Genomic DNA, 18,569 nt, shown 5'->3' with positions numbered 1-18,569 from the left:
AGATATTGAAGCATGGGGAACTGTAACGGAGGTGCGGGTATGTCGAAGCATCATTTTGTTATTGAAAACAAATCGCAAGTAAACGAAGATATCTATACTTTCTATTCTTGGGACTCTAACGGCGTGATACATGGAAATGGATTAACCACAGAGAATCATGCGACCTTGGAAGACGAATTCATTGCGTACATCTATGATTCCCTTTGCTGGTTGGATACATGGAATCCATCTACCTGTATGAGATGTAGTGGACTGAACAACTATGGAATAACCGTTATTGAAGAGCAGGATGCGTTGTTGAAGTTTCATCAACTGATTCGGGCTTGGATGGATCTATTCAGCCATGCGACGGATCCGATTGTTCTAACAGGGAGTTACTGTGTTGATGGGAAAGAACAGAAGGGCAGTTACGAGAAACTCGTGTACAACAAAGTTGAATTAATCAACGAATTAAACAAGCTTGCGAACATGGCAAAGTACGCTGAGATAAATGGGAAATGTATTGTACATTTTGGAATATGAATCAATAGAAAAGGTTCCTGATTAAAATCGTAAGCTGTTGAAAGCAACCCAACAGAGAGGAGCAAGAGTAATGACTAGTCGTATTGTAGTTACGGGTGGAGCTATTATTCGAGATCATATGGGGAGGGTTCTGCTGCAAAAGAGATCAGATTATGGAGATTGGGGATTACCCGGTGGTGGTATGGAACCAGGTGAACGAATCGAAGAAACCATGATTAGAGAAGTGAAAGAGGAAACAGGGCTTGAGGTGAGTTCTTATGAATTGGCCTCCATCTATACGGGCGAGAGGATGCACTATACGTATCCGGATGGAAATGAAGTAGTATTTGTAATGTTTTTATTTGACGTTATTGCGGAGTTGGAAGGAAAACTCTGTGATGATCAATTAACTCTTTTATTTGAAGATGAACAGAAGGAGTCATTACAGCTTGTTTTTAAAAGTCTGGATGAGATTGATATTTCCACAATTAACAATGTGCAGAAGCCTATATTTGTAGACTTGAAGCAAGGAGAGTCTAAATTGCTACGCGAGTGATAGCGTCAATAGAATAACTCAAAATGAATAGAGGTTAGATCATGATGAAAAACATGGAATTAATTCAACCTTTTATTCCTGCATTTTCTGTTCAAAATTTGGAGTGGGTTGCTGGGTTGAATCTGTATATAAAACAAGACAAATATTATGAAAATATATCGATAGCAGATATTACATTTTTAATAAAATTATTAAATGTTACATATGAATTACTTTTTAGATTCACTAATATTGAAAGTTTTCATTATAAGCCTCATGGTGTTCTAGTTCAGATAAGTGGGTTTAATATTAAAGATCTGAAAGACCACGGATATCATCCGATGAAATATTTCGTTGAGGACTACGAGGACGGAATATTAGGATTTTATTGTGAGGATATTGAATTGATACATGTACAAGAGAGTGAGCACTTAGCTTTGTAAATCATAGAATATCGTAGTTGAGCCTTTTAATAAAGAAAGGAGTTTTTATATTGCCTTGGCCGATGGTTCATTTTGCAATTACATCCGAATTGATATCCAAGCCATCCCCTGAGTTGTTACTGGGGAGCCTTGCTCCTGATTCAATCCATGTAAGAACTAATCTTCGTACAGAAAAGGCAAAAACCCACCTCATGCCAGAGGCAGGAAGATTCGCAACAGACGAAGAACTTAAAGGATTTTTTGAATCCAACAAGAAGTTAGCTTATAGTGATCCCAAATTCCTGCAATATCTGTGCGGTTACATCGCCCATATCTATACGGATCGCGTGTGGACATTCGATATCTATCCTGCATATGAAGTCCATCCCAACGGAAGAAGTGTGTATACACAGGATGTCACAAAGCTGGATTTTATGATTTTACGGAATTGGAACAGGGCCAACGATTGGTTAAATGAGCTGAATGTGGGAAGAGCATTTGATTTAGGCGGATTGCTGGAATCTGAGGTGTACCAGTATAGAGAAGAGAAACTTGAGTTTTTAGTTAACCCTGACAACGAACCTTTGGGTGATTTAAATATGGTATCCATGGAAGCTATGGAAGAGTTCATACATAAAACGGCGTTAGCGCTAAAAGAATTGTATACAAGTTGGAATGTGTATGAAGATTTACGCAGCAATGAAGGCACTGCACAAATGCGTTTGTGAGTTGCATCCCAAGATTAATGAGATTATTTTAGCTGTAAATGAAGGGAATATTGCGGCACAGCGGTTATATCTGAAAATGGGTTTCCAGTTATTCTGCTTCACAGAATTGCATAAAGGAGGATGACTATGGACATCGTTATGACACTTGCACCGCACGGATGGCTGGATATTCTTGTTCAACCCGATCAGGGAGAACAGATTGAGATTCCGGTTTCTTTTTTGTCGGATGCGGTGGATGAGATAACACGTCAATTCGTTGCATTGCACAAAGGAGCGACGGAGGTAACCATGACCATGCAGACCGAACCTGGAGAATATCGCTTCTGGATCAAGAAACGTTCGCAGATAATCGTTCAATTCATGGTGTATGAGATGAGTGATAACTTTAGCACGGAAGCCGTTACAGAGGGGCGATTGCTTATGTCTGAGGAGTTATCCTTGGTCAAGTTGACTAAGCTATTTTACAGAGAACTAAGCAGAATGAAGGAAATGGGACCGGAGGAATATCACAAACGGTGGAGTTTTGAATTTCCCCTGAATGCCTATGAGCGGATAGGCAGGGTCGTCCAGATCCGATGAAATCGAATGTGTTTGACGAGAAGGAGGGGTGACATGGTGAACATACATAAGGGAAGATACTCCGCTCAGATTGAGGGAGAATTTGTTGTTTTTATCATCGGAATGAGGATCAATCGTCTGTGGGCTATACACAAATGGTTGCCTGTCTTTAAGTCCATGGGACCGATGATTAAAGAACTGTATATGAATCCGGAGACTGGATTTCTGAGTACAGAGTATTTTATAAGTTGGCGTGGGGTGACGCTACTACAATACTGGCGCTCTTACGATGAATTGGAGAAATACGCACGAGGCGGATTACACTTGGAAGCTTGGAAAAAATTCAACCGATCCATTGGTACTGACGGAACAGTAGGGATATATCATGAAACATACAAGGCTCAGTCGGGTTCCTTCGAGACCATATACGCCAACATGCCCAAATTCGGATTAGCTAAAGCTTCTGACCATGTGCCTTCGACAGGGAAAATGGAGACATCCAGACGCAGAATGGGCGGAGAGAATGACCCGGCCGTGGAAGTACCAGAGAATCCTTAAATAGGTAAAAAGAAAGGGGCATGTTATGAAGGCTAAACTTCGACCAGAAGATATATATTCAAAGCAACTTAGCTGGCTGTGTATTGAACCAATGCTTGTTTCGGTACGGGGCAGAGATATGGCAGCCAAAACAGAGATATACCGAATGTTACACGAAGGGCAACAAGCTTTATTTCTGTTCTATTCCTATCACAATCACACGAAAAGTCTGGCAGAATTTTATTGGTTTTCGGCATATAACATCATTGAGATCAAGAGTTGGAATGGAATTAAAAATGGGATGCGTTTTTTTCGTATAGATGAGATGGTTAATGTACTTGAACAGATTGAAAGTCTCATTACGGACAAAAATAAAGTGGGTGAAGAGTGGCGTGAGGTGCTGGCAACAGATCTGGAGAAGGACTCAATCCTGCTCCAGAGAACAGAGGCATTATATGCGACCTATCAAATCGTGGCACAAGCAGCTATTACACACATGAACGAGATAATTCTGCAAAATCAGGAGATGTATCTGGAGATTGAGTAAGGTTATATGGATGTATGGATTCGTAAGGGGCTACTCATGAGTGAGTAGTTTTTTTATTATGTACGTGAAGAAAACTTGTGCTGCACGTCATCGCTTTTTATTTTTATGCTAGAATGGATAGCAGGAAAAAAGCGGAAGAGTTAAACAACATTCTCAAGTAGGTAAGGGGAACAAATATGAACGAGGAAGAACTGTTGCAGTTGTACGGGGTGGAACCTGATGAGGTACACCGGGAGGCCATCCGACAGCTGCTTCAGCAAGAGATTGAGAACCGGAAGTCAGAGGATAACGAGGTTCTGAGACTGTTGTGCATCATGTTATTCTGTATTGGAAATGTGGAGGACACCACGCTGATCTGGAAAGCCAAACGAAAGAATCAGGATACGGGCAGTTATATTGATGTGCAGTTATTATGTGGTGCGGGACATGAGCAGACTTTATTTTATCTGGAAAATATGGACGGGGAACAGGTGCACAAGGAGTTGCTTTACCTTAAACAGTGCGAGCCGTATGACTTTGTTGACTTCTCCAACGCGGAATGGGTCTCACACTATAAACAATATTATGGTGTTTGATTCGGATTTATAAGGTATGGAAGGAGGGGGGCTATGCCAAGTTTGCATGACAACATCATATTAAGCTACGAAGTTGATTTAGAGAACAAAAGGATCAGGATGCGTACTCGTTCAAGTCATGATGTGTCGAAAAATATGGATGTTTTATTCTCTGGTGTAATGGCCCATGCGTTTGATACACCGCTGCATGGCAGCATTATTTTGGATCTGGATGAGTGGGAAATAGAGCATTTTATCCCTTATAATCGCGAGTTGTTAGAATCGGGGATGGGTCAGGGGTGGCCTGTCAGTTATGATTCCTATGACGAATTGCAAATCCGGCTGATCGAGGAGAAATACAAGTACATGGTGATCTCATCCTCGTATGGATTGAGTGGTTGGGTTTTGGCGAAAAACGTAGAGATTACTGTTCAAGAAACGGGGTGAACGGGATGAAGGGTGAAAACACACAGCATGGTGGCAAGAAGGGCGCAGGACTAAGAACGGGCATTGTTGTGCTTGTTGTTCTGTTCGTTATTCTACTCATGACCAATCCAAACGAAGAAGATTTTGTCGCATGGCTTGCAACTGAACATAACATCCATTCTTCGTATGATGTGAATGAAGGCAGGACGTTTACGCAGACGATCGACGGTGAAGAAAAGACGCTTCATTATAAAGGTGGACATATACTGCATATGGGAATATTTTCAACATATAGTTACCTTTTCTCGGATAATGAAGAAAAAGAGATCCAGATTGAAGCGGTCGGCATAATAAATATGTTATTTGATAGATAGGTAGATTGATTGTGGACAGTTACAAAAGTTGAGTGAAAGTTCTGCTGTTAACCACGCGCTTTGCATGATGTAACTCGTGCAGAGAAGCGTGGTTTTTTGCGCGAAATGCGATAGAAACAGAGATGGTTTACTTCGTTTATTCGCAAATTCCACATTATGGGTTATGATGTACCTTGAGAGAAAATTTTACATACATAGGAAGTCTCTATTTTAAATAAAAGTCATTTAAGGTCTTTACCAGGGGAGTGTTATCCATGACTAAATGGAGGGCTGATTATGAAAAAGTTAACCGTAGTTTCAGTATTATTTCTACTTCTGGTGGCCTGTCAGAACCAGGAAAACACTGAAGATGCACAACAATCAATAGATTCCTTGGCTCAAAGTGTCACAGCAAAAGAGACACAACAGGATGAAGAAATATTGACATCCCATGAGAAGGAAGACATCCCACCAGAGTATCTCGATGAAACAAACTATACCGGTGACAAATTGGAAATCGTCAAACTTATGAATGCCCGTATACGTTATTTATACGAAAAGGATGAAATAGCATATATGAGTTTGATTGATCCTGAATCTCCTATATTAGGTATGGGAAGATACAAAGTTCTCAAGGTTACTTCCATGAGCGATATCACTATACAGGAGCAAAGGAAACTCTATCAGGCAGTGGTGATAGTTAATGAGATAAATGAGAACGACGAAGAGTATAGCAATACGATGGTGTTTTGGAAAAAGAAAGAAGATGGCGATAACGCGCAATGGATTTTTGCAGACATTGATTAAGCACAGTAGAACACTGTCTTGATCATGGAGCTGAAAATTTTATACAACCTAAAGGATGATGTAATGATGGATAGGCGATTAATACTCATTGAAGGGTTACCGGGTTCAGGCAAATCAACGGTTGCCAAAATGGTATCCGAAATTTTGATAGGACAAGGCAAAGAGGTACAACTATTTCAAGAAGGGAACCTGGATCACCCTGCTGATTACGAGGGCGTATCTTTTTATTATGCAGGAGACTTCGAGGCTTTATTGGGCACGCATGAAGATTACAGAGAGGTTCTGGAAAGCAATGCGATTGCCTATGATCAAGGCTTCCTGATTCCATACCGTAAGATGAAAGAGCAATGGGGAATAGAGCTTCCTGATCACATTGTACAGGATATTTTCAGACGAGATATTTACGAAATTCCTTTTGAGCAAAATGTTAAGCTGATCACCGAGAAGTGGCAAGATTTCGCCCAAAACGTGTTAAGCACGAATGATGACTGCATCACGATATTTGAATGTTGTTTTATCCAGAATCCACTAACCATGGGTCTCGTAAAATGCAATCAATCCAAAGAGCAAAACGTGCAGTATGTATTGGAACTGGGGCGAATCATTCATGCTCTGAACCCGCTTCTCATCTATATCGACCAGAAAGATATATCCTATACATTTGATAAGGCGGTTAGTGAAAGACCAAAAGAATGGTCAGAGGGATTCATTAATTATTATACGAACCAGGGTTTGGGGCAGGCACAGGGTTATCAGGGTGTTGAGGGTACGGTACAAGTTTTGCAGGAAAGAAAGAAGCTGGAGTCCGAAATCTATGGGTTACTTCAAATGGATAAGGTATGGCTGGATAATTCGGAATATGACCGCGAGGTTTGTAAGCGTAAACTAGAAAAGATTCTGGAGTAAGCTTACGAAGCTAAGAACATCGAGAGCAGGTGAACAAAACAACATGGAAATAGGTTATTTGAACTTGTAAACGAAGTCGGAGATGAATGGAAGAATAATTCGATAGATTATAACGAGTGGAGGAAAAAAGAAAACATGATGCATATTAAGCTGACAGAAGAAGATTACTGGGAAATGAACAAATTTGCGATGTTTAAACTTTATGGGAAAGGTATGCTGATTGCTGTATGTGTGCTGCCTGTGGCCATGGCCATCATATTTAGACAACTGGATTTTTCATGGGTACAAGCCATTATTGCTGCGCTGCTCTGCAGTACATTTGTCAATGTTATGACTTACATAAGAACCAAAAGGAAAATTAAGAAATTGGCACGTGAGAGCAAAGGGATACTGGGTGATCATCAGCTTGAAATCTCAGAGCAGGAGATTCGCTGGAGCAATGAAATGACTTCAGGTGCAACGCAGTGGAAAGGTTTGGAGAGCTTTAATGAGACAAAAAATTATTTCTTTATTTTCATTAATAAAGCAAGTGCGCATGTGATTCCGAAAACGATCTTTTGAAACGGAGGCGGAAGCAGTTCAGTTTGCAGAACAGGTCAGAACATATATGAAAACTGCTCATCATAATACATAACGGACTGCAGATAACAATAATATATCGTATTAACCAAATCACAACAAATTTAACTTCCGTGTGGCAGGTATCGAGTAACCTTAATGACGTGAAGTTCATCCAATATTATATTGAGGGATAGGTGCCTATGGACATTACATTTATTCGTCATGGTCATGGCGAACACTTGATGGATTACCCAGGCCAATTAAATTGTCAGCATCCTGGCCTCACTGAATTGGGGAAAAGTCAAGTCATAGCGTTGCGTAAACAAGTGGTTTTTGCGCCTGAAGACGTCATTTTGATTAGTCCAACGAAACGTACTATTGAAACAGCACAACTCCTAACCCCTAACAAAAATCTTGTGTTCTTCAGCCCACTGGTTGGCCCAAGAATGTTTCCTCAGAATCCAGAGTTTGTTCCTTTCGTCTGTGATCAGATCTATTCAAAGGAAGAACTCAGCCATCAGTATACTGACATAAGAATGCTTGATTTGGGTTTGGATTGTTGGGAGGAAAGTATTAATCAGATGGATGCACATCGGTTCAAGATATTAGCTGAACAGCTTCTTGAATGGTGCAGGCAACAGGGCGGCAATACGTTTATCATTTCACATGATGGTACGATATCGAACTACAGGATTTTACTCGGAGAAAAAGGTACACAATCCGGAACGTTTAACGATCTAAGGAGATCCCGTCAAACTCATCTACTACACATTACACAAGGCGTCTGTTTTGTAAGTGGTCTATAGCTGTACTAAGGGGGACTTTCTAATGAATTTATCAGATTATGATTATCTAACTTTGGCTCTGGAAGAAGCAGAACAATCACTTACTGAAGGAACGTATCCGATTGGTGCAATAATCGTGGATGTGGATGGGATTGTCGTGAGTAAAGGCAGGAACCGAGTCTTCTCGGATTGCGACCCCACCGCACATGCTGAGGTGGATGCCATTCGTCGGGCAGGAAAACATTTGCTGGATGTAGACAAGAAGAGATTCACGAAGAAGAAAGAACTGACGCTCTATACTACCTGTGAACCTTGTCCCATGTGTTCGTGCACCATATTAATGTCGGGTATTAAAAAGATTGTATGGGCAGCGGATGATGAAGAGTATGGCGGGCTTCGACGTTTCAAGGAAGGACCTCATTTTATTCATATGTTTGACACGTTATCCTGTGTTGCAGCACCCTACCTTGATCTGGAAAACAGACAGAGAGCTTTGCTCGCCAAATGGAATATTGGTAGAGGTTTGCTTAATACAGAATGGGAGATTCCTAAACAATGAAATCTATTCCGTTCTCTATACTCTTATCCAGTGTCATTTTAGGTATCTCGTTTATTATTGGCTGTATATTGCTAACGACTCAGGAGAGAAATAGTGAACTGACTCAGGCAGCAGAGCAAGAAGTACCTATTGATAAAGCATTAATGACGATTCAAGAAACTGCCGAGTATCTGAGTATGACTGAAGAACAAGTGATGAGTATTATTAAGGCTGAGCAAGGGAGTTTTACTGTGTCAGGTTTCTTTGATGGGAGAATGTTTCCGTTCATTAAGGTTCAGGATGAATTTTTTGTTAGTAGAGTGGAGTTGGATTTGTGGGTTCAGGAAGCATCTGCAAGTCACAGAAGATATATTAATGGGCAAATGCAGTAGTCCTATGGGGACGTTGCGTAATCCAAAGGAGATGAATCCACATGGAATTCTTGGGACAGAAAATTAAAATAACATCAGTCACAGAGCAGGACCTCGACTTCATATGTCAACTTGAATGTGATACAAGCATATGGAGTTTTGAAGAGACCGTTGAGACGGATGAGGAAAAGGTCCGTGAGAAATATCGTAGTCATTTTGCTCTCGCAGATGAGAAACCATATGCCTATGATTTCGTTATACGCCGCATAAATGATCCGGAAGATACCCCCATTGGTATAGTTCAGATGTGGAGTTATGTGGATTACCGAAAAAGCTGGGAACTTGGATACGGTGTGCTTTCAGAATACGCAGGCAACGGATATGGGAGCGAGGCTACACGTCTTTTGTTGCAATTTGCGTTCCAAGAGTTACAAGCTCATAAGGTCGTCGGCATGTGTAATTCACAAAACGTTCGCTCAGCAGCACTGATGCAGCATGTGGGTATGACACGGGAGGCCGTCTACCAGGAAGAACTATGGTGGAACAATCAGTGGACAGATCAGTATTTTTTCTCGATTTTGGATAGAGAGTTTAAATCAGTCTAATAGGTACGGGAGGAAATAAGATGACTACGTTGGTTCTGCTAAGTGATTTGATATTCAAATCTAACGATAAATTGGATCAGAGAATACGAAGCTTATTCAACAGTGAACAGCCTTCCATCGGATATATTCCCTTCGTGCTCCGACCCGGAGCGGAAGTATTTTGAACACACTAGACGTTACTATAATCAAATAGGAATAGATAACATTCAATATTATGATCTTGATCTGGAGTATGAGGAGAGCACATTTGGCGCTATTTTCGAATGTGATGCGATTCATCTATCCGGCGGAAATACGTTTTATTTTCTAAGTTTATTACAGAAGAGAAATGTGCTTGGTTTGCTGCGTTCCTATGTGAAGAGTGGCGGCATTCTGATCGGGGTCAGCGCAGGAAGTATTTTGACGACACCTACGATCGAGATAGCTGGATATGGGGAAGATGCTGATGAAAACAATGTAGATCTGAAAGATATGCAAGCACTGGGACTCGTTGATTTTGAGTTTGCACCTCATTGGGACGGTTCGGAAGATACCCTGAATTTATTAAGAGAGTATACGCGCGTTAATCGTACGGCGGTTTATGCGTGCCAAGATGGTGGTGGGCTTGTAGTGGATGGTGAAAGCGTAGAGTTATATGGACATGTGCGTCTCGTAAATTACAGAGAGAGTGGGTCTGATCATGAGTGAGGTTACTGTCTATCATTATGATGCTTTCTCTACCGTTCCCAGTCAAGGTAACCCGGCAGGAGTGGTTTTTGATGCGGATCATTTAAATGAGACGGAGATGCAGCAGATCGCTTATAAGGTTGGCTTTAATGAAACGGTATTTGTGCTGAACTCTGAAGTAGCTGACGTCAGATTACGTTATTTTACGCCGGGTCATGAGATTAATCTGTGTGGTCATGCGACAATGGCATCACTGTATGGATTGAAGACGCGTGGGATGTTGAGTGACAAAGAGTTAATCACGATTGAAACCAATGTAGGTACATTACCCATACGATTTGAGCGCAATGCCGACACCATTTACATGGAAATGAAACAGGATCAGCCGCAGTTTATACCGTTCCAGGGGGATATCGAGAAGTTGGTAAGCGCCATCAATCTTACTCTGGATGATGTTGACCTTTCTACGCCAATTGTTTATGGAAGTACAGGAGCCTGGACGTTATTAATCCCGATTCGTGAACTGAACTCCTTTATGAAAATGAAACCGGATTCTTCCCTGTTCCCAGGAATTTTAATTGAGAATCCCAAAGCTTCCCTGCATCCCTTTTGTTTCGAAACCCGTGATTTCGATGCGATGATGAATGCCAGACATTTTTCATCACCTTACTCTGGTACTACGGAAGATCCAGTGACTGGAACAGCCTCCGGGGTGATGGGTGCTTATTATTTAACCTATGTGAAACCAGAGATTGATGAGGTACAGTTTGTGGTAGAGCAAGGGCATGAGATTGGTAGAGATGGAAAGGTTCAAGTGAGTGTGATTCGGGATGGTGAGGATATGGATGTCAGAATGAAGGGGACAGCTGTTTTTGTGCGTGAACTGAACGTTGAATTGGACATTTGATCCTATACGGAAGCAAAAAGCGTGAAGGGAGATTAACATTTTGCAAATTTTTGATATCCGGCAGAAGCCGGACGTGCTGCAAGAAGCAGTACAGTATTTCTGGAAACAATGGGGCTCGGAATCAAGCTTCCATTTCTATCGGGATTGTATAGAGCGTTCTGTGGATACAGAGAGTGATGTACCAAGATTTTATGTGATGTTGGACGGAGACCGAATTATCGGTGGGTACGCTTTGTTGCGAAGCGATCTGAATAGCAGGCAGGATCTTTTTCCCTGGTTTGCGTGTCTTCATGTTGATCCAGAATATCGGGGCCAGAATCTGGGTGGACAACTTCAGACCCATGCGATGAATGAGGTGAAAGCAAAAGGGTACGACAAGCTGTATTTGTGTACTGATCTGACTGATTATTATGAAAAAAATAACTGGGCCTATATTGGTAAAGGATATCTGCTTGATGATGAAGAGACGAGAATCTATGAATATAAGATTTGATGAAATCATTTCTAATTATTTCGAAGATATCGAGTATACCTTGAGAGCCGTTCCATTTGGCTTGACGAATACAACCAAAATCCTTGAAATACAAGAACAGAGGTTTATCGTTCGTATCTATAACAGACATCTCAAAACGATCGATGGTATTGAACTGGAATGTAAAGTGACAGCTTTCCTTGAAAACACTCATTCTTCGTTTCAGATCCCGCTCTTTCATAGTGCTATAGATGGCCAACACTTTTTATCATTAGAAGACGGGACGCTTGCGGCTATTACTACCTTCCTAGAAGGTACTGTACCCCAATTGTCTAGCGTAGAAAAATCTAAGAAGTTTGGGCAGCTGGTGGGTGAGTTTTCGACACGAATGCAAGGGTTCCCAATAGGCAAGCAAGTTTACAGGGGAATTTCATTTACTAAAGTGTACGAAATTCATCCGTTAGCTAATCGTCAATCGATTAAAGTTTTTTATAAAAATCTACCTTTTGAATTATCAGTTTCAAAGGTTACCTTTTATCAGAAAATGATCACAGAAATTAAGAGTTCTAATCTGCAGTTAGAGATATTACCACAACAGTTGGTTCATCATGATTTGTTGATTTATAATTTGCTGACTCAGAATGAGGAGATCACTGGTGTACTGGATTTTGATTTTATTGGTATGGATGCTACGTTTATGGAATTCACAATTAGCTTTAACCATGTGGTTCAGGAATCCCAAGGATCAATGGAAATGATTGAGTCCTTTATTCAGGGGTATGGTCGTGAACGCAAGCATTCAGTGCTTGAGTCCGGTTATCTCCCTTTACTTACAAAAATCTATTATATATCAGTACTTCATTTTTATATTGGTCAGTATTATGCCGGAGCAACGATTGAACACAACTTCACATTTATGATTGAACAGTTTGAGAGGAACATGAATTGGCTGGAAAAGCATAATCTTAGGATTCAAGAGTTGCTTAATATATACTTGGTTTGATTACACGCTTGATGTAATAATTCCTGAGCTGTCGTTATAGGAGGAATGAACCTATGATTACCGAGATTAATAAACATGATTTCCACAAAGTAAAACATCTCACGGACTCATGTCAGAATATTGAAGTCAAAGCGGTGGCGTCTGGCTTGAACCCGGGACGGATCTATGTAGATGATGCAGAGAATATCACAGCAGCTCTAATTTGGATACATGGACAATCTGGTTTTCAGTTGATCGGAGATTCTCGAAGTGAACCCTTTCTGAATGAATTGAAAGAGTACATGCGGGAACGTATTGAACCTGAGTTATTGAACTTACATATGCATGCTGTTGAAATTGGTGTGGTGGACGAAGCCTGGGAAGATGTTCTTCAGCACATCTCCGGGAAAAGAGAGATCTCCAGTGATATTCAGCATGTATTCAAGTTGAATCCAAATTCGATAAGTCAGCAAGTACCTCTCGACATATGTGCTTCACAGGACGAGAAAGTCAAAATTCTCAGGATAGATGAAGTACTATTAGGAGAGAAAAGATATAACAATTCTCTATTCCTGAAAGATAAAATCTCTCACTTTTGGACGACAATAGATGATTTTTTACAACATGGCTGTGGCTATATTGCAGTGCATAACGATGATATCGCGAGTGTTTGCCTTTCGGCATTTATCGCAGATCAGACACATGCGGTTGATATTGAAACGGTTGAACTCTACAGAAGAAGAAATTATGGTGCGATGGTGGCAAAAGCTTTTGTAGAAGAATGCAGACGTGTAGGCATACATCCGTATTGGGATTGTTCACCGGACAATACGGGCTCAATTCGTCTGGCACAGGGTGTGGGCATGTCACTGGATTTTAACTATAGAGTTTACTGGTATGATCTATCCACGTAGATGGGTATCGGATAATGAAGGAGGATGTGCTGTGAGCGAATCATTACAGGATCAAATTCAATTTCTCATTGAGATTGATAAACTTAAAACGATTGAACGAAAGACAAGAATTATGCATGGTGAGAGACTTGAAAATGATGCGGAGCATTCCTGGCATCTGGCGATGATGGCTTTGGTTTTACAGAGTCATGCCAACAAGGATGTGGATATCCTCAAAGTCATTAAGATGCTTCTCGTTCATGATCTGGTTGAGATCGATGCGGGAGATACATTTGCCTACGATACGGTGGGGAATACGGATAAATATAATCGTGAACTCCAAGCGGCTCATCGGCTGTTTGGTATGTTGCCTAAGGAACAGGCTGAAGAACTACTCCAATTATGGTTAGAGTTTGAAGCAAAGCAGACTCCTGAAGCACAATTTGCTTCATCTCTAGATCGGTTGCAGCCTCTGATACACAATCATCAGAATGAGGGAGATACGTGGCAGAAATATAACATTACAAGTGAACAGGTGATAAACAGAAACCGTGAGATTGCAAATGGTTCTGAAACATTGTGGGAGTATGCGCAGCAGCTTATTCAGAAATCCGTGGATCAGGGAATCTTGACCAAATCATAAGGATATGTTTTCGCGTATGCACTTTGAAGATGGGGGAGAAGCATCTATGGGATATATCATGGAGCTGAGAAAATTGGTAGGCCCGCGTCCTTTAATTATGACGGGCTCATGTGTACTCGTGTTCAATGAGGAAGGTCACCTACTGCTGCAAAAACGTACAGATAGCTTGGATTGGGGGACACTTGGGGGATCGATGGAACCCGGGGAGTCTTTGGAGGAAGCGGCTGCGAGGGAATTGTATGAAGAAGCCGGACTGAGAGCGGAATCGTACAAACTCATTAGCGTTTTTTCAGGTGAGGACATGTACTATCAGTACCCACATGGTGATGAAGTTTACAACGTCATGGCTGTTTATGAAGCTTCAGGCATCAAGGGCAGCCCAACCATTATGGATAATGAAGGGCTGGAACTCCGATATTTTGATCTGAATCAGCCGATCCCTGAGATCAATCCGTTTACGGAATATGTGTTGAAGAAGGCAGGATATATTAGAACTAACTAGCTGTATCCGGAAAAAAAATCTTCCACCTTTAACATACGGGTCTGGGAGATTTTTTCGTTTTTCAACCAATAAGCACGCTAAGCGACTCTCACATCTACCCAAAAAGTTAACTGAGGAAAAATATGCTAGAATAGGGAGTGGTAGTTTAATAGGTTCATAGGAGGAATAACAATTATGATTACGATATTTCTAATGTTGATTAATGTGTTGTTGTACGGACTGGGTGTGTATGCGCTGATCCTGTTTATTAAACTTGCCCGACGCGGGATTCAGGCACTGGATATCTACCTGTATGAGAAACGCGGAGAGCGCTTCTAACGTTCACCATCTCATACTCGAACAGAATTATCATTTTTCTCTCAGTGTTTTATCTTTCCTATTCTAGTATGATTAACGCATCATTAGAGTAAAGAGAGGGTTAATAACATGGAAGCTTTTTTAGAGCAAATTAACAAGTTAAACGAGCTTCAAAAAGACTTGGTTAGCATACATCCTTTATTTGCAGAACATTATCCAGTGGTTGTAGCCTATGAAGCTTTATTATATATCTATGATTATTCGTCCAAGACACAGCAATATGAGTGGATAAAGACGGTACCGGACGATTTATATATTCCAGATGAATGCCTTGCCGCAATGCCGGTGCATCATATGGATGAACGAATGTGTGCGATCGTAACGGATGCAGCGTTCAAAGATCTGGAGCAGAAAGTTTATCTTTTCCACGAATATGTTCATTGTTATGTATATGAGAAATATGATGAACGGATCGTAAATCGTCTTCAGATTAAACATAAAATGACGCAATTGAAGCGCGTGACATGGGAACTGGATTATGAGTTTCCGTATGAAGATGAAGTCGTTGTGGAACGGATTAACTCATTGTTGTCTGCTTTGAAGAGTAAAGACCTGACAAAAGTACACACAGCTAGAAAGGCGTTATTTACTTCATTAAATGAAGAACAAGCCGAGTACTGGAGCTGGTTGGAGTGGAACGAAGGTTACGCGCGTTATATTGAGAATCTGATTCGGGCAAAATTTGGACAGGAGAGCAATCATATGGGAGACACAGCCCCGTTTAACCGCTTGATGTTCTATGAGTGTGGATCGGAATATATTAGCCTGCTTGTGAAGGAGCACCCGGAGTACCATACGGATCTGGAGCAGCTGTTTGACCGGACGCAAGTGGAGAGAATACAGGGTTAATCACGCATCTACGGTGAAAAAGCTGGAGCAGAGTGAAGTCTTACTAATCTAGCCATCTGTATGTTACCTAGTAGGTTATATCGTTTCTTTTCCTAAGTATAGTAGAATACTTCCCAATAAAAGGAGATCATCTCTATGCCGTTACCTATGGTTCATCTCAATATTGCTAATCGAATTGCAGACTCGCTACAAATGCAGGCTGATCGAGGTTCATTCTATCTGGGGAATATCGCCCCGGATTCCATACATATGCGCGAAGGTACAACTAGAGATGATAAGGAATACACCCATTTTAACCCGAAAGATGATGGAGATCACATTGGTGAACTGAGGGATCTCTACTCATTCTATATGCAACAACTTACCGATGAAGGATGGAAGTGGTTTGTGCGAGGATACTTTATGCATGTGCTGACAGACTATTACTGGTTCCGTAGTGTGCATCCCGAATTCGTGGAACGGGTCAACAAGGTAGATCAACATACAGGCAGTAGCAGATCGAAGGATGAACTAGCGCGTTTATATTATCAGGAGACGGACCAGATCGATTTCAATCTCTATCAAGGTTCAAGGTGGAGCGAAGAGGTATGGCAGGTGCTCAACAGCTCACCGGGTTATGACATGACGGATCGTTTAACTGCTGATGAGATTGTACGCTGGCGGGACCACACGTTTTCTTTTCTTAATGGGGAAGAACCGGGAATTACTCCTGAGTTCATCACGGGTGAGAGAGTTCAAGTATTTGTGGAAGAGACCGTAGAGCGACTGATCTCTATGTTGTCTTCATGGGACCCGGAGTTACGTAACTTGATATGAATATAGATAGTTAGTGCAGTTGAGTTATTCATTATATACTGTATTTATTACTTCTCTACTCATTACTAGTTTATTTAATACTAAGTCAGGGAGGCACGCAGGTATGGTGAGATATGTAGGAGTGTTGCTCATAGTCGTCATTGCCACGTTCATTGCAGGGTGTAGCAAACCGAATGAATCGAACGCGGAAGAAGGGCTTCCTGTACTGATCACTTTAACGTGTAATCCCAACCTTGCCTTGGAACCATGCCAAGATGTTGTGTTTGATCGATCTGACGAGATTCGAATCATGATGGAGGCCATACATAAGGCAGAGCGTATGCCGGGTATTATTGATTATGGTACGCAGTACAAGATGAGCATAACAAATGCGGACAGCTCGATAACACGGTATGATTTTTCACTAGGAATGGATCCCAAGATGCAAGGCTTGTTAGTAAACGAGGAAGACACGCATACTGGATATAGCATTCCTCTTGAGGATGCGAATCAACTAAGAAGACTGATTCAGCGACGTATAGATTAAGAAGGTATATGGGACGGAGAAGAACCTGTGGATGACAAAATTACCATTGAACCTTTGACGCAATCAGATGCAGATGGAGCGTATCAGGTGTTCGAGACAACCATTCCCGCAGCATTTGATCAGGAGGGAATAGGCTCGCTTCTGGATGATATTCAGGATGAGATAACACACAAAAAAGCGATGATTCACAAGGCATTGCAAGCAAAGGACAACATCAAAGCAAGTGTGTTTTTCCTCGCTGCTAAAATGGGGGATGTTATTGTAGGCACAATCTCGTATGGACCGTGTGGTAAGGAGATTCGAGAATGTACAGAGGGCCGGCTGAACCGTATCGGAGAACTGGGTAGCCTGTATGTGTTGCCCGAGGTTCAAGGACAGGGAGTTGGTTCGGCGCTCATTCTTGCACTGGTTACTGAACTGCAACGGCTGGGAATTCAGCAATTCTGTCTGGATAGCGGTTACCAGATCGCATAGAAGAAGTGGCAACGCAAATTCGGTGAACCCTATGTGGTGGCGAACAACTATTGGGGCGAAGGAACAGATCATATGGTTTGGCTGTGTGAAGTACAGGATTTTATAGTAAAATGAATGAACAAAAGAGATGACGACCTGTATTGTATAGGGGTCATCTCTTTATCTTTTTGCATCGATCGTGAACGATTGTTCGTACATTGTATCATGTGTGTTTTTATGTACCCGAGGAAAAAAGGAGTGAACATATGTCAATACAGTGGAATACACCCAAGCAACGGCTGTCCCCTCATGCGGTAAACCTGTGGAGAATTAGCGCCATCATATGGAATGCAATAGGTTTCCTGATCCTTGCCGTACTGTTAATACTCGACTCCATCTATGGATGGAAGACGTGGATTGGTTGGGTTTTGTGGGGCGTTACGGCCATATCGGTGCTTTATGCGGTGTGGGATATTTTCATCCAGCCGTCATGGTTATACAAGCATTGGTACTATGATGTGAATGAGGAGTTCCTGCAACTGAAGCGTGGGGCGCTAACCAAGGTACATCAGATCATCCCCATGGCGAAAGTGCAATCGGTTACAACAAATCAGGGACCTTTAATGCGAAAATATGGACTCTATTCCGTATCGGTTGGCACGATGGGTTCATCGCATGAAATCCCCGCATTGCCAGAGGAAGTCGCGCTTGCACTCCGTCATCAGATTGCGTCCTATGCGCGGATTAATGAGGTGGATGAATGATCGAT

General features: G+C 41.6%; 30 protein-coding genes. All 30 read left to right on the top strand.

Features of this window, described 5'->3' with window-relative positions; genetic code table 11:
- Positions 1-39: 39 nt before the first annotated feature.
- The 30 genes from PAEAM_RS27655 (at position 40) to PAEAM_RS27515 (ending at position 18,564) form a co-directional block, all read left to right on the top strand.
- Entirely contained in the window at positions 40-522 is a 483-nt protein-coding gene (locus PAEAM_RS27655; protein ID WP_100529607.1) for a hypothetical protein, read from the top strand.
- 70 nt (positions 523-592) lie between these two features.
- Entirely contained in the window at positions 593-1,057 is a 465-nt protein-coding gene (locus PAEAM_RS27650; protein ID WP_100529606.1) for an NUDIX domain-containing protein, read from the top strand.
- Positions 1,058-1,098: 41 nt separating this feature from the next.
- Complete coding sequence (locus tag PAEAM_RS27645) at positions 1,099-1,479, top strand: hypothetical protein (protein WP_100529605.1); 381 nt, start codon at positions 1,099-1,101, stop codon at positions 1,477-1,479.
- 50 nt (positions 1,480-1,529) lie between these two features.
- Complete coding sequence (locus PAEAM_RS27640; protein ID WP_100529604.1) at positions 1,530-2,186, top strand: hypothetical protein; 657 nt, start codon at positions 1,530-1,532, stop codon at positions 2,184-2,186.
- A gap of 126 nt (positions 2,187-2,312) precedes the next feature.
- Positions 2,313-2,765: a hypothetical protein gene (locus PAEAM_RS27635; RefSeq protein WP_100529603.1), complete on the top strand. Its 453-nt coding sequence runs from the start codon at positions 2,313-2,315 to the stop codon at positions 2,763-2,765.
- Positions 2,766-2,798: 33 nt separating this feature from the next.
- Positions 2,799-3,302, top strand: coding sequence for a DUF4188 domain-containing protein (locus PAEAM_RS27630; protein WP_076252614.1), 504 nt, complete (start codon positions 2,799-2,801; stop codon positions 3,300-3,302).
- A 25-nt stretch (positions 3,303-3,327) separates the two neighbouring features.
- Complete coding sequence (locus tag PAEAM_RS27625) at positions 3,328-3,828, top strand: hypothetical protein (protein WP_100529602.1); 501 nt, start codon at positions 3,328-3,330, stop codon at positions 3,826-3,828.
- 176 nt (positions 3,829-4,004) lie between these two features.
- Positions 4,005-4,403, top strand: coding sequence for a hypothetical protein (locus PAEAM_RS27620; RefSeq protein ID WP_100529601.1), 399 nt, complete (start codon positions 4,005-4,007; stop codon positions 4,401-4,403).
- A gap of 33 nt (positions 4,404-4,436) precedes the next feature.
- A complete protein-coding gene (locus tag PAEAM_RS27615; RefSeq protein ID WP_100529600.1) occupies positions 4,437-4,829 on the top strand; it encodes a hypothetical protein in 393 nt (130 codons plus the stop codon).
- 5 nt (positions 4,830-4,834) lie between these two features.
- Complete coding sequence (locus PAEAM_RS27610; RefSeq protein ID WP_100529599.1) at positions 4,835-5,182, top strand: hypothetical protein; 348 nt, start codon at positions 4,835-4,837, stop codon at positions 5,180-5,182.
- A 276-nt stretch (positions 5,183-5,458) separates the two neighbouring features.
- On the top strand, positions 5,459-5,968 hold the full coding sequence (locus tag PAEAM_RS27605) for a hypothetical protein (protein ID WP_100529598.1): 510 nt from the start codon (positions 5,459-5,461) through the stop codon (positions 5,966-5,968).
- Between the two features lie 63 nt (positions 5,969-6,031).
- Positions 6,032-6,874 carry a P-loop NTPase family protein gene (locus PAEAM_RS27600; protein ID WP_243391486.1) on the top strand — a complete coding sequence of 281 codons (843 nt, stop codon included), beginning with the start codon at positions 6,032-6,034 and terminating at the stop codon, positions 6,872-6,874.
- A gap of 135 nt (positions 6,875-7,009) precedes the next feature.
- Positions 7,010-7,435 (top strand): YcxB family protein, encoded by a 426-nt coding sequence (locus tag PAEAM_RS27595; RefSeq protein ID WP_100529596.1) that lies wholly within the window; start codon positions 7,010-7,012, stop codon positions 7,433-7,435.
- 200 nt (positions 7,436-7,635) lie between these two features.
- On the top strand, positions 7,636-8,241 hold the full coding sequence (locus PAEAM_RS27590) for a histidine phosphatase family protein (protein ID WP_243391485.1): 606 nt from the start codon (positions 7,636-7,638) through the stop codon (positions 8,239-8,241).
- A 22-nt stretch (positions 8,242-8,263) separates the two neighbouring features.
- A complete protein-coding gene (locus tag PAEAM_RS27585) occupies positions 8,264-8,779 on the top strand; it encodes a nucleoside deaminase (protein ID WP_100529595.1) in 516 nt (171 codons plus the stop codon).
- Positions 8,776-9,150: a hypothetical protein gene (locus PAEAM_RS27580; RefSeq protein WP_100529594.1), complete on the top strand. Its 375-nt coding sequence runs from the start codon at positions 8,776-8,778 to the stop codon at positions 9,148-9,150. Before PAEAM_RS27585 ends, PAEAM_RS27580 begins: the two co-directional genes overlap by 4 nt.
- Before the next feature lie 41 nt (positions 9,151-9,191).
- Positions 9,192-9,734: a GNAT family N-acetyltransferase gene (locus PAEAM_RS27575; protein WP_100529593.1), complete on the top strand. Its 543-nt coding sequence runs from the start codon at positions 9,192-9,194 to the stop codon at positions 9,732-9,734.
- A gap of 102 nt (positions 9,735-9,836) precedes the next feature.
- Entirely contained in the window at positions 9,837-10,421 is a 585-nt protein-coding gene (locus PAEAM_RS27570) for a Type 1 glutamine amidotransferase-like domain-containing protein (protein WP_243391484.1), read from the top strand.
- Positions 10,414-11,307, top strand: coding sequence for a PhzF family phenazine biosynthesis protein (locus tag PAEAM_RS27565; protein WP_100529592.1), 894 nt, complete (start codon positions 10,414-10,416; stop codon positions 11,305-11,307). The genes PAEAM_RS27570 and PAEAM_RS27565 overlap by 8 nt, the downstream gene beginning before the upstream one ends.
- Positions 11,308-11,347: 40 nt before the next feature.
- The gene (locus PAEAM_RS27560) at positions 11,348-11,800 is read left to right on the top strand and encodes a GNAT family N-acetyltransferase (RefSeq protein WP_243391483.1); all 453 of its coding nucleotides are present in this window, start codon (positions 11,348-11,350) and stop codon (positions 11,798-11,800) included.
- The gene (locus PAEAM_RS27555; RefSeq protein WP_165790068.1) at positions 11,763-12,782 is read left to right on the top strand and encodes a phosphotransferase; all 1,020 of its coding nucleotides are present in this window, start codon (positions 11,763-11,765) and stop codon (positions 12,780-12,782) included. Before PAEAM_RS27560 ends, PAEAM_RS27555 begins: the two co-directional genes overlap by 38 nt.
- A gap of 53 nt (positions 12,783-12,835) precedes the next feature.
- Positions 12,836-13,675 (top strand): GNAT family N-acetyltransferase, encoded by an 840-nt coding sequence (locus PAEAM_RS27550; RefSeq protein ID WP_100529589.1) that lies wholly within the window; start codon positions 12,836-12,838, stop codon positions 13,673-13,675.
- 31 nt (positions 13,676-13,706) lie between these two features.
- Complete coding sequence (locus tag PAEAM_RS27545; RefSeq protein ID WP_100529588.1) at positions 13,707-14,297, top strand: HD domain-containing protein; 591 nt, start codon at positions 13,707-13,709, stop codon at positions 14,295-14,297.
- Between the two features lie 58 nt (positions 14,298-14,355).
- A complete protein-coding gene (locus tag PAEAM_RS27540; RefSeq protein ID WP_430207702.1) occupies positions 14,356-14,799 on the top strand; it encodes an NUDIX hydrolase in 444 nt (147 codons plus the stop codon).
- A 174-nt stretch (positions 14,800-14,973) separates the two neighbouring features.
- Positions 14,974-15,117 carry a hypothetical protein gene (locus PAEAM_RS32015; RefSeq protein ID WP_165790066.1) on the top strand — a complete coding sequence of 48 codons (144 nt, stop codon included), beginning with the start codon at positions 14,974-14,976 and terminating at the stop codon, positions 15,115-15,117.
- A 108-nt stretch (positions 15,118-15,225) separates the two neighbouring features.
- On the top strand, positions 15,226-16,005 hold the full coding sequence (locus PAEAM_RS27535) for a hypothetical protein (RefSeq protein WP_100529586.1): 780 nt from the start codon (positions 15,226-15,228) through the stop codon (positions 16,003-16,005).
- 135 nt (positions 16,006-16,140) lie between these two features.
- On the top strand, positions 16,141-16,821 hold the full coding sequence (locus PAEAM_RS27530) for a zinc dependent phospholipase C family protein (RefSeq protein ID WP_100529585.1): 681 nt from the start codon (positions 16,141-16,143) through the stop codon (positions 16,819-16,821).
- A gap of 103 nt (positions 16,822-16,924) precedes the next feature.
- Entirely contained in the window at positions 16,925-17,347 is a 423-nt protein-coding gene (locus tag PAEAM_RS27525; protein WP_036669510.1) for a YhfM domain-containing protein, read from the top strand.
- 27 nt (positions 17,348-17,374) lie between these two features.
- Positions 17,375-17,821 (top strand): GNAT family N-acetyltransferase, encoded by a 447-nt coding sequence (locus PAEAM_RS27520; RefSeq protein WP_243391482.1) that lies wholly within the window; start codon positions 17,375-17,377, stop codon positions 17,819-17,821.
- 245 nt (positions 17,822-18,066) lie between these two features.
- Positions 18,067-18,564: a PH domain-containing protein gene (locus tag PAEAM_RS27515; protein WP_100529584.1), complete on the top strand. Its 498-nt coding sequence runs from the start codon at positions 18,067-18,069 to the stop codon at positions 18,562-18,564.
- Positions 18,565-18,569 lie beyond the last annotated feature (5 nt).

Source organism: Paenibacillus sp. GM1FR, assembly GCF_002803315.1.
GTDB classification, from domain to species: Bacteria; Bacillota; Bacilli; order Paenibacillales; family Paenibacillaceae; genus Paenibacillus; species Paenibacillus amylolyticus.
Note: the sequence above shows the minus strand (reverse complement) of the source record. Positions and strands in the feature narration are given on the sequence as shown.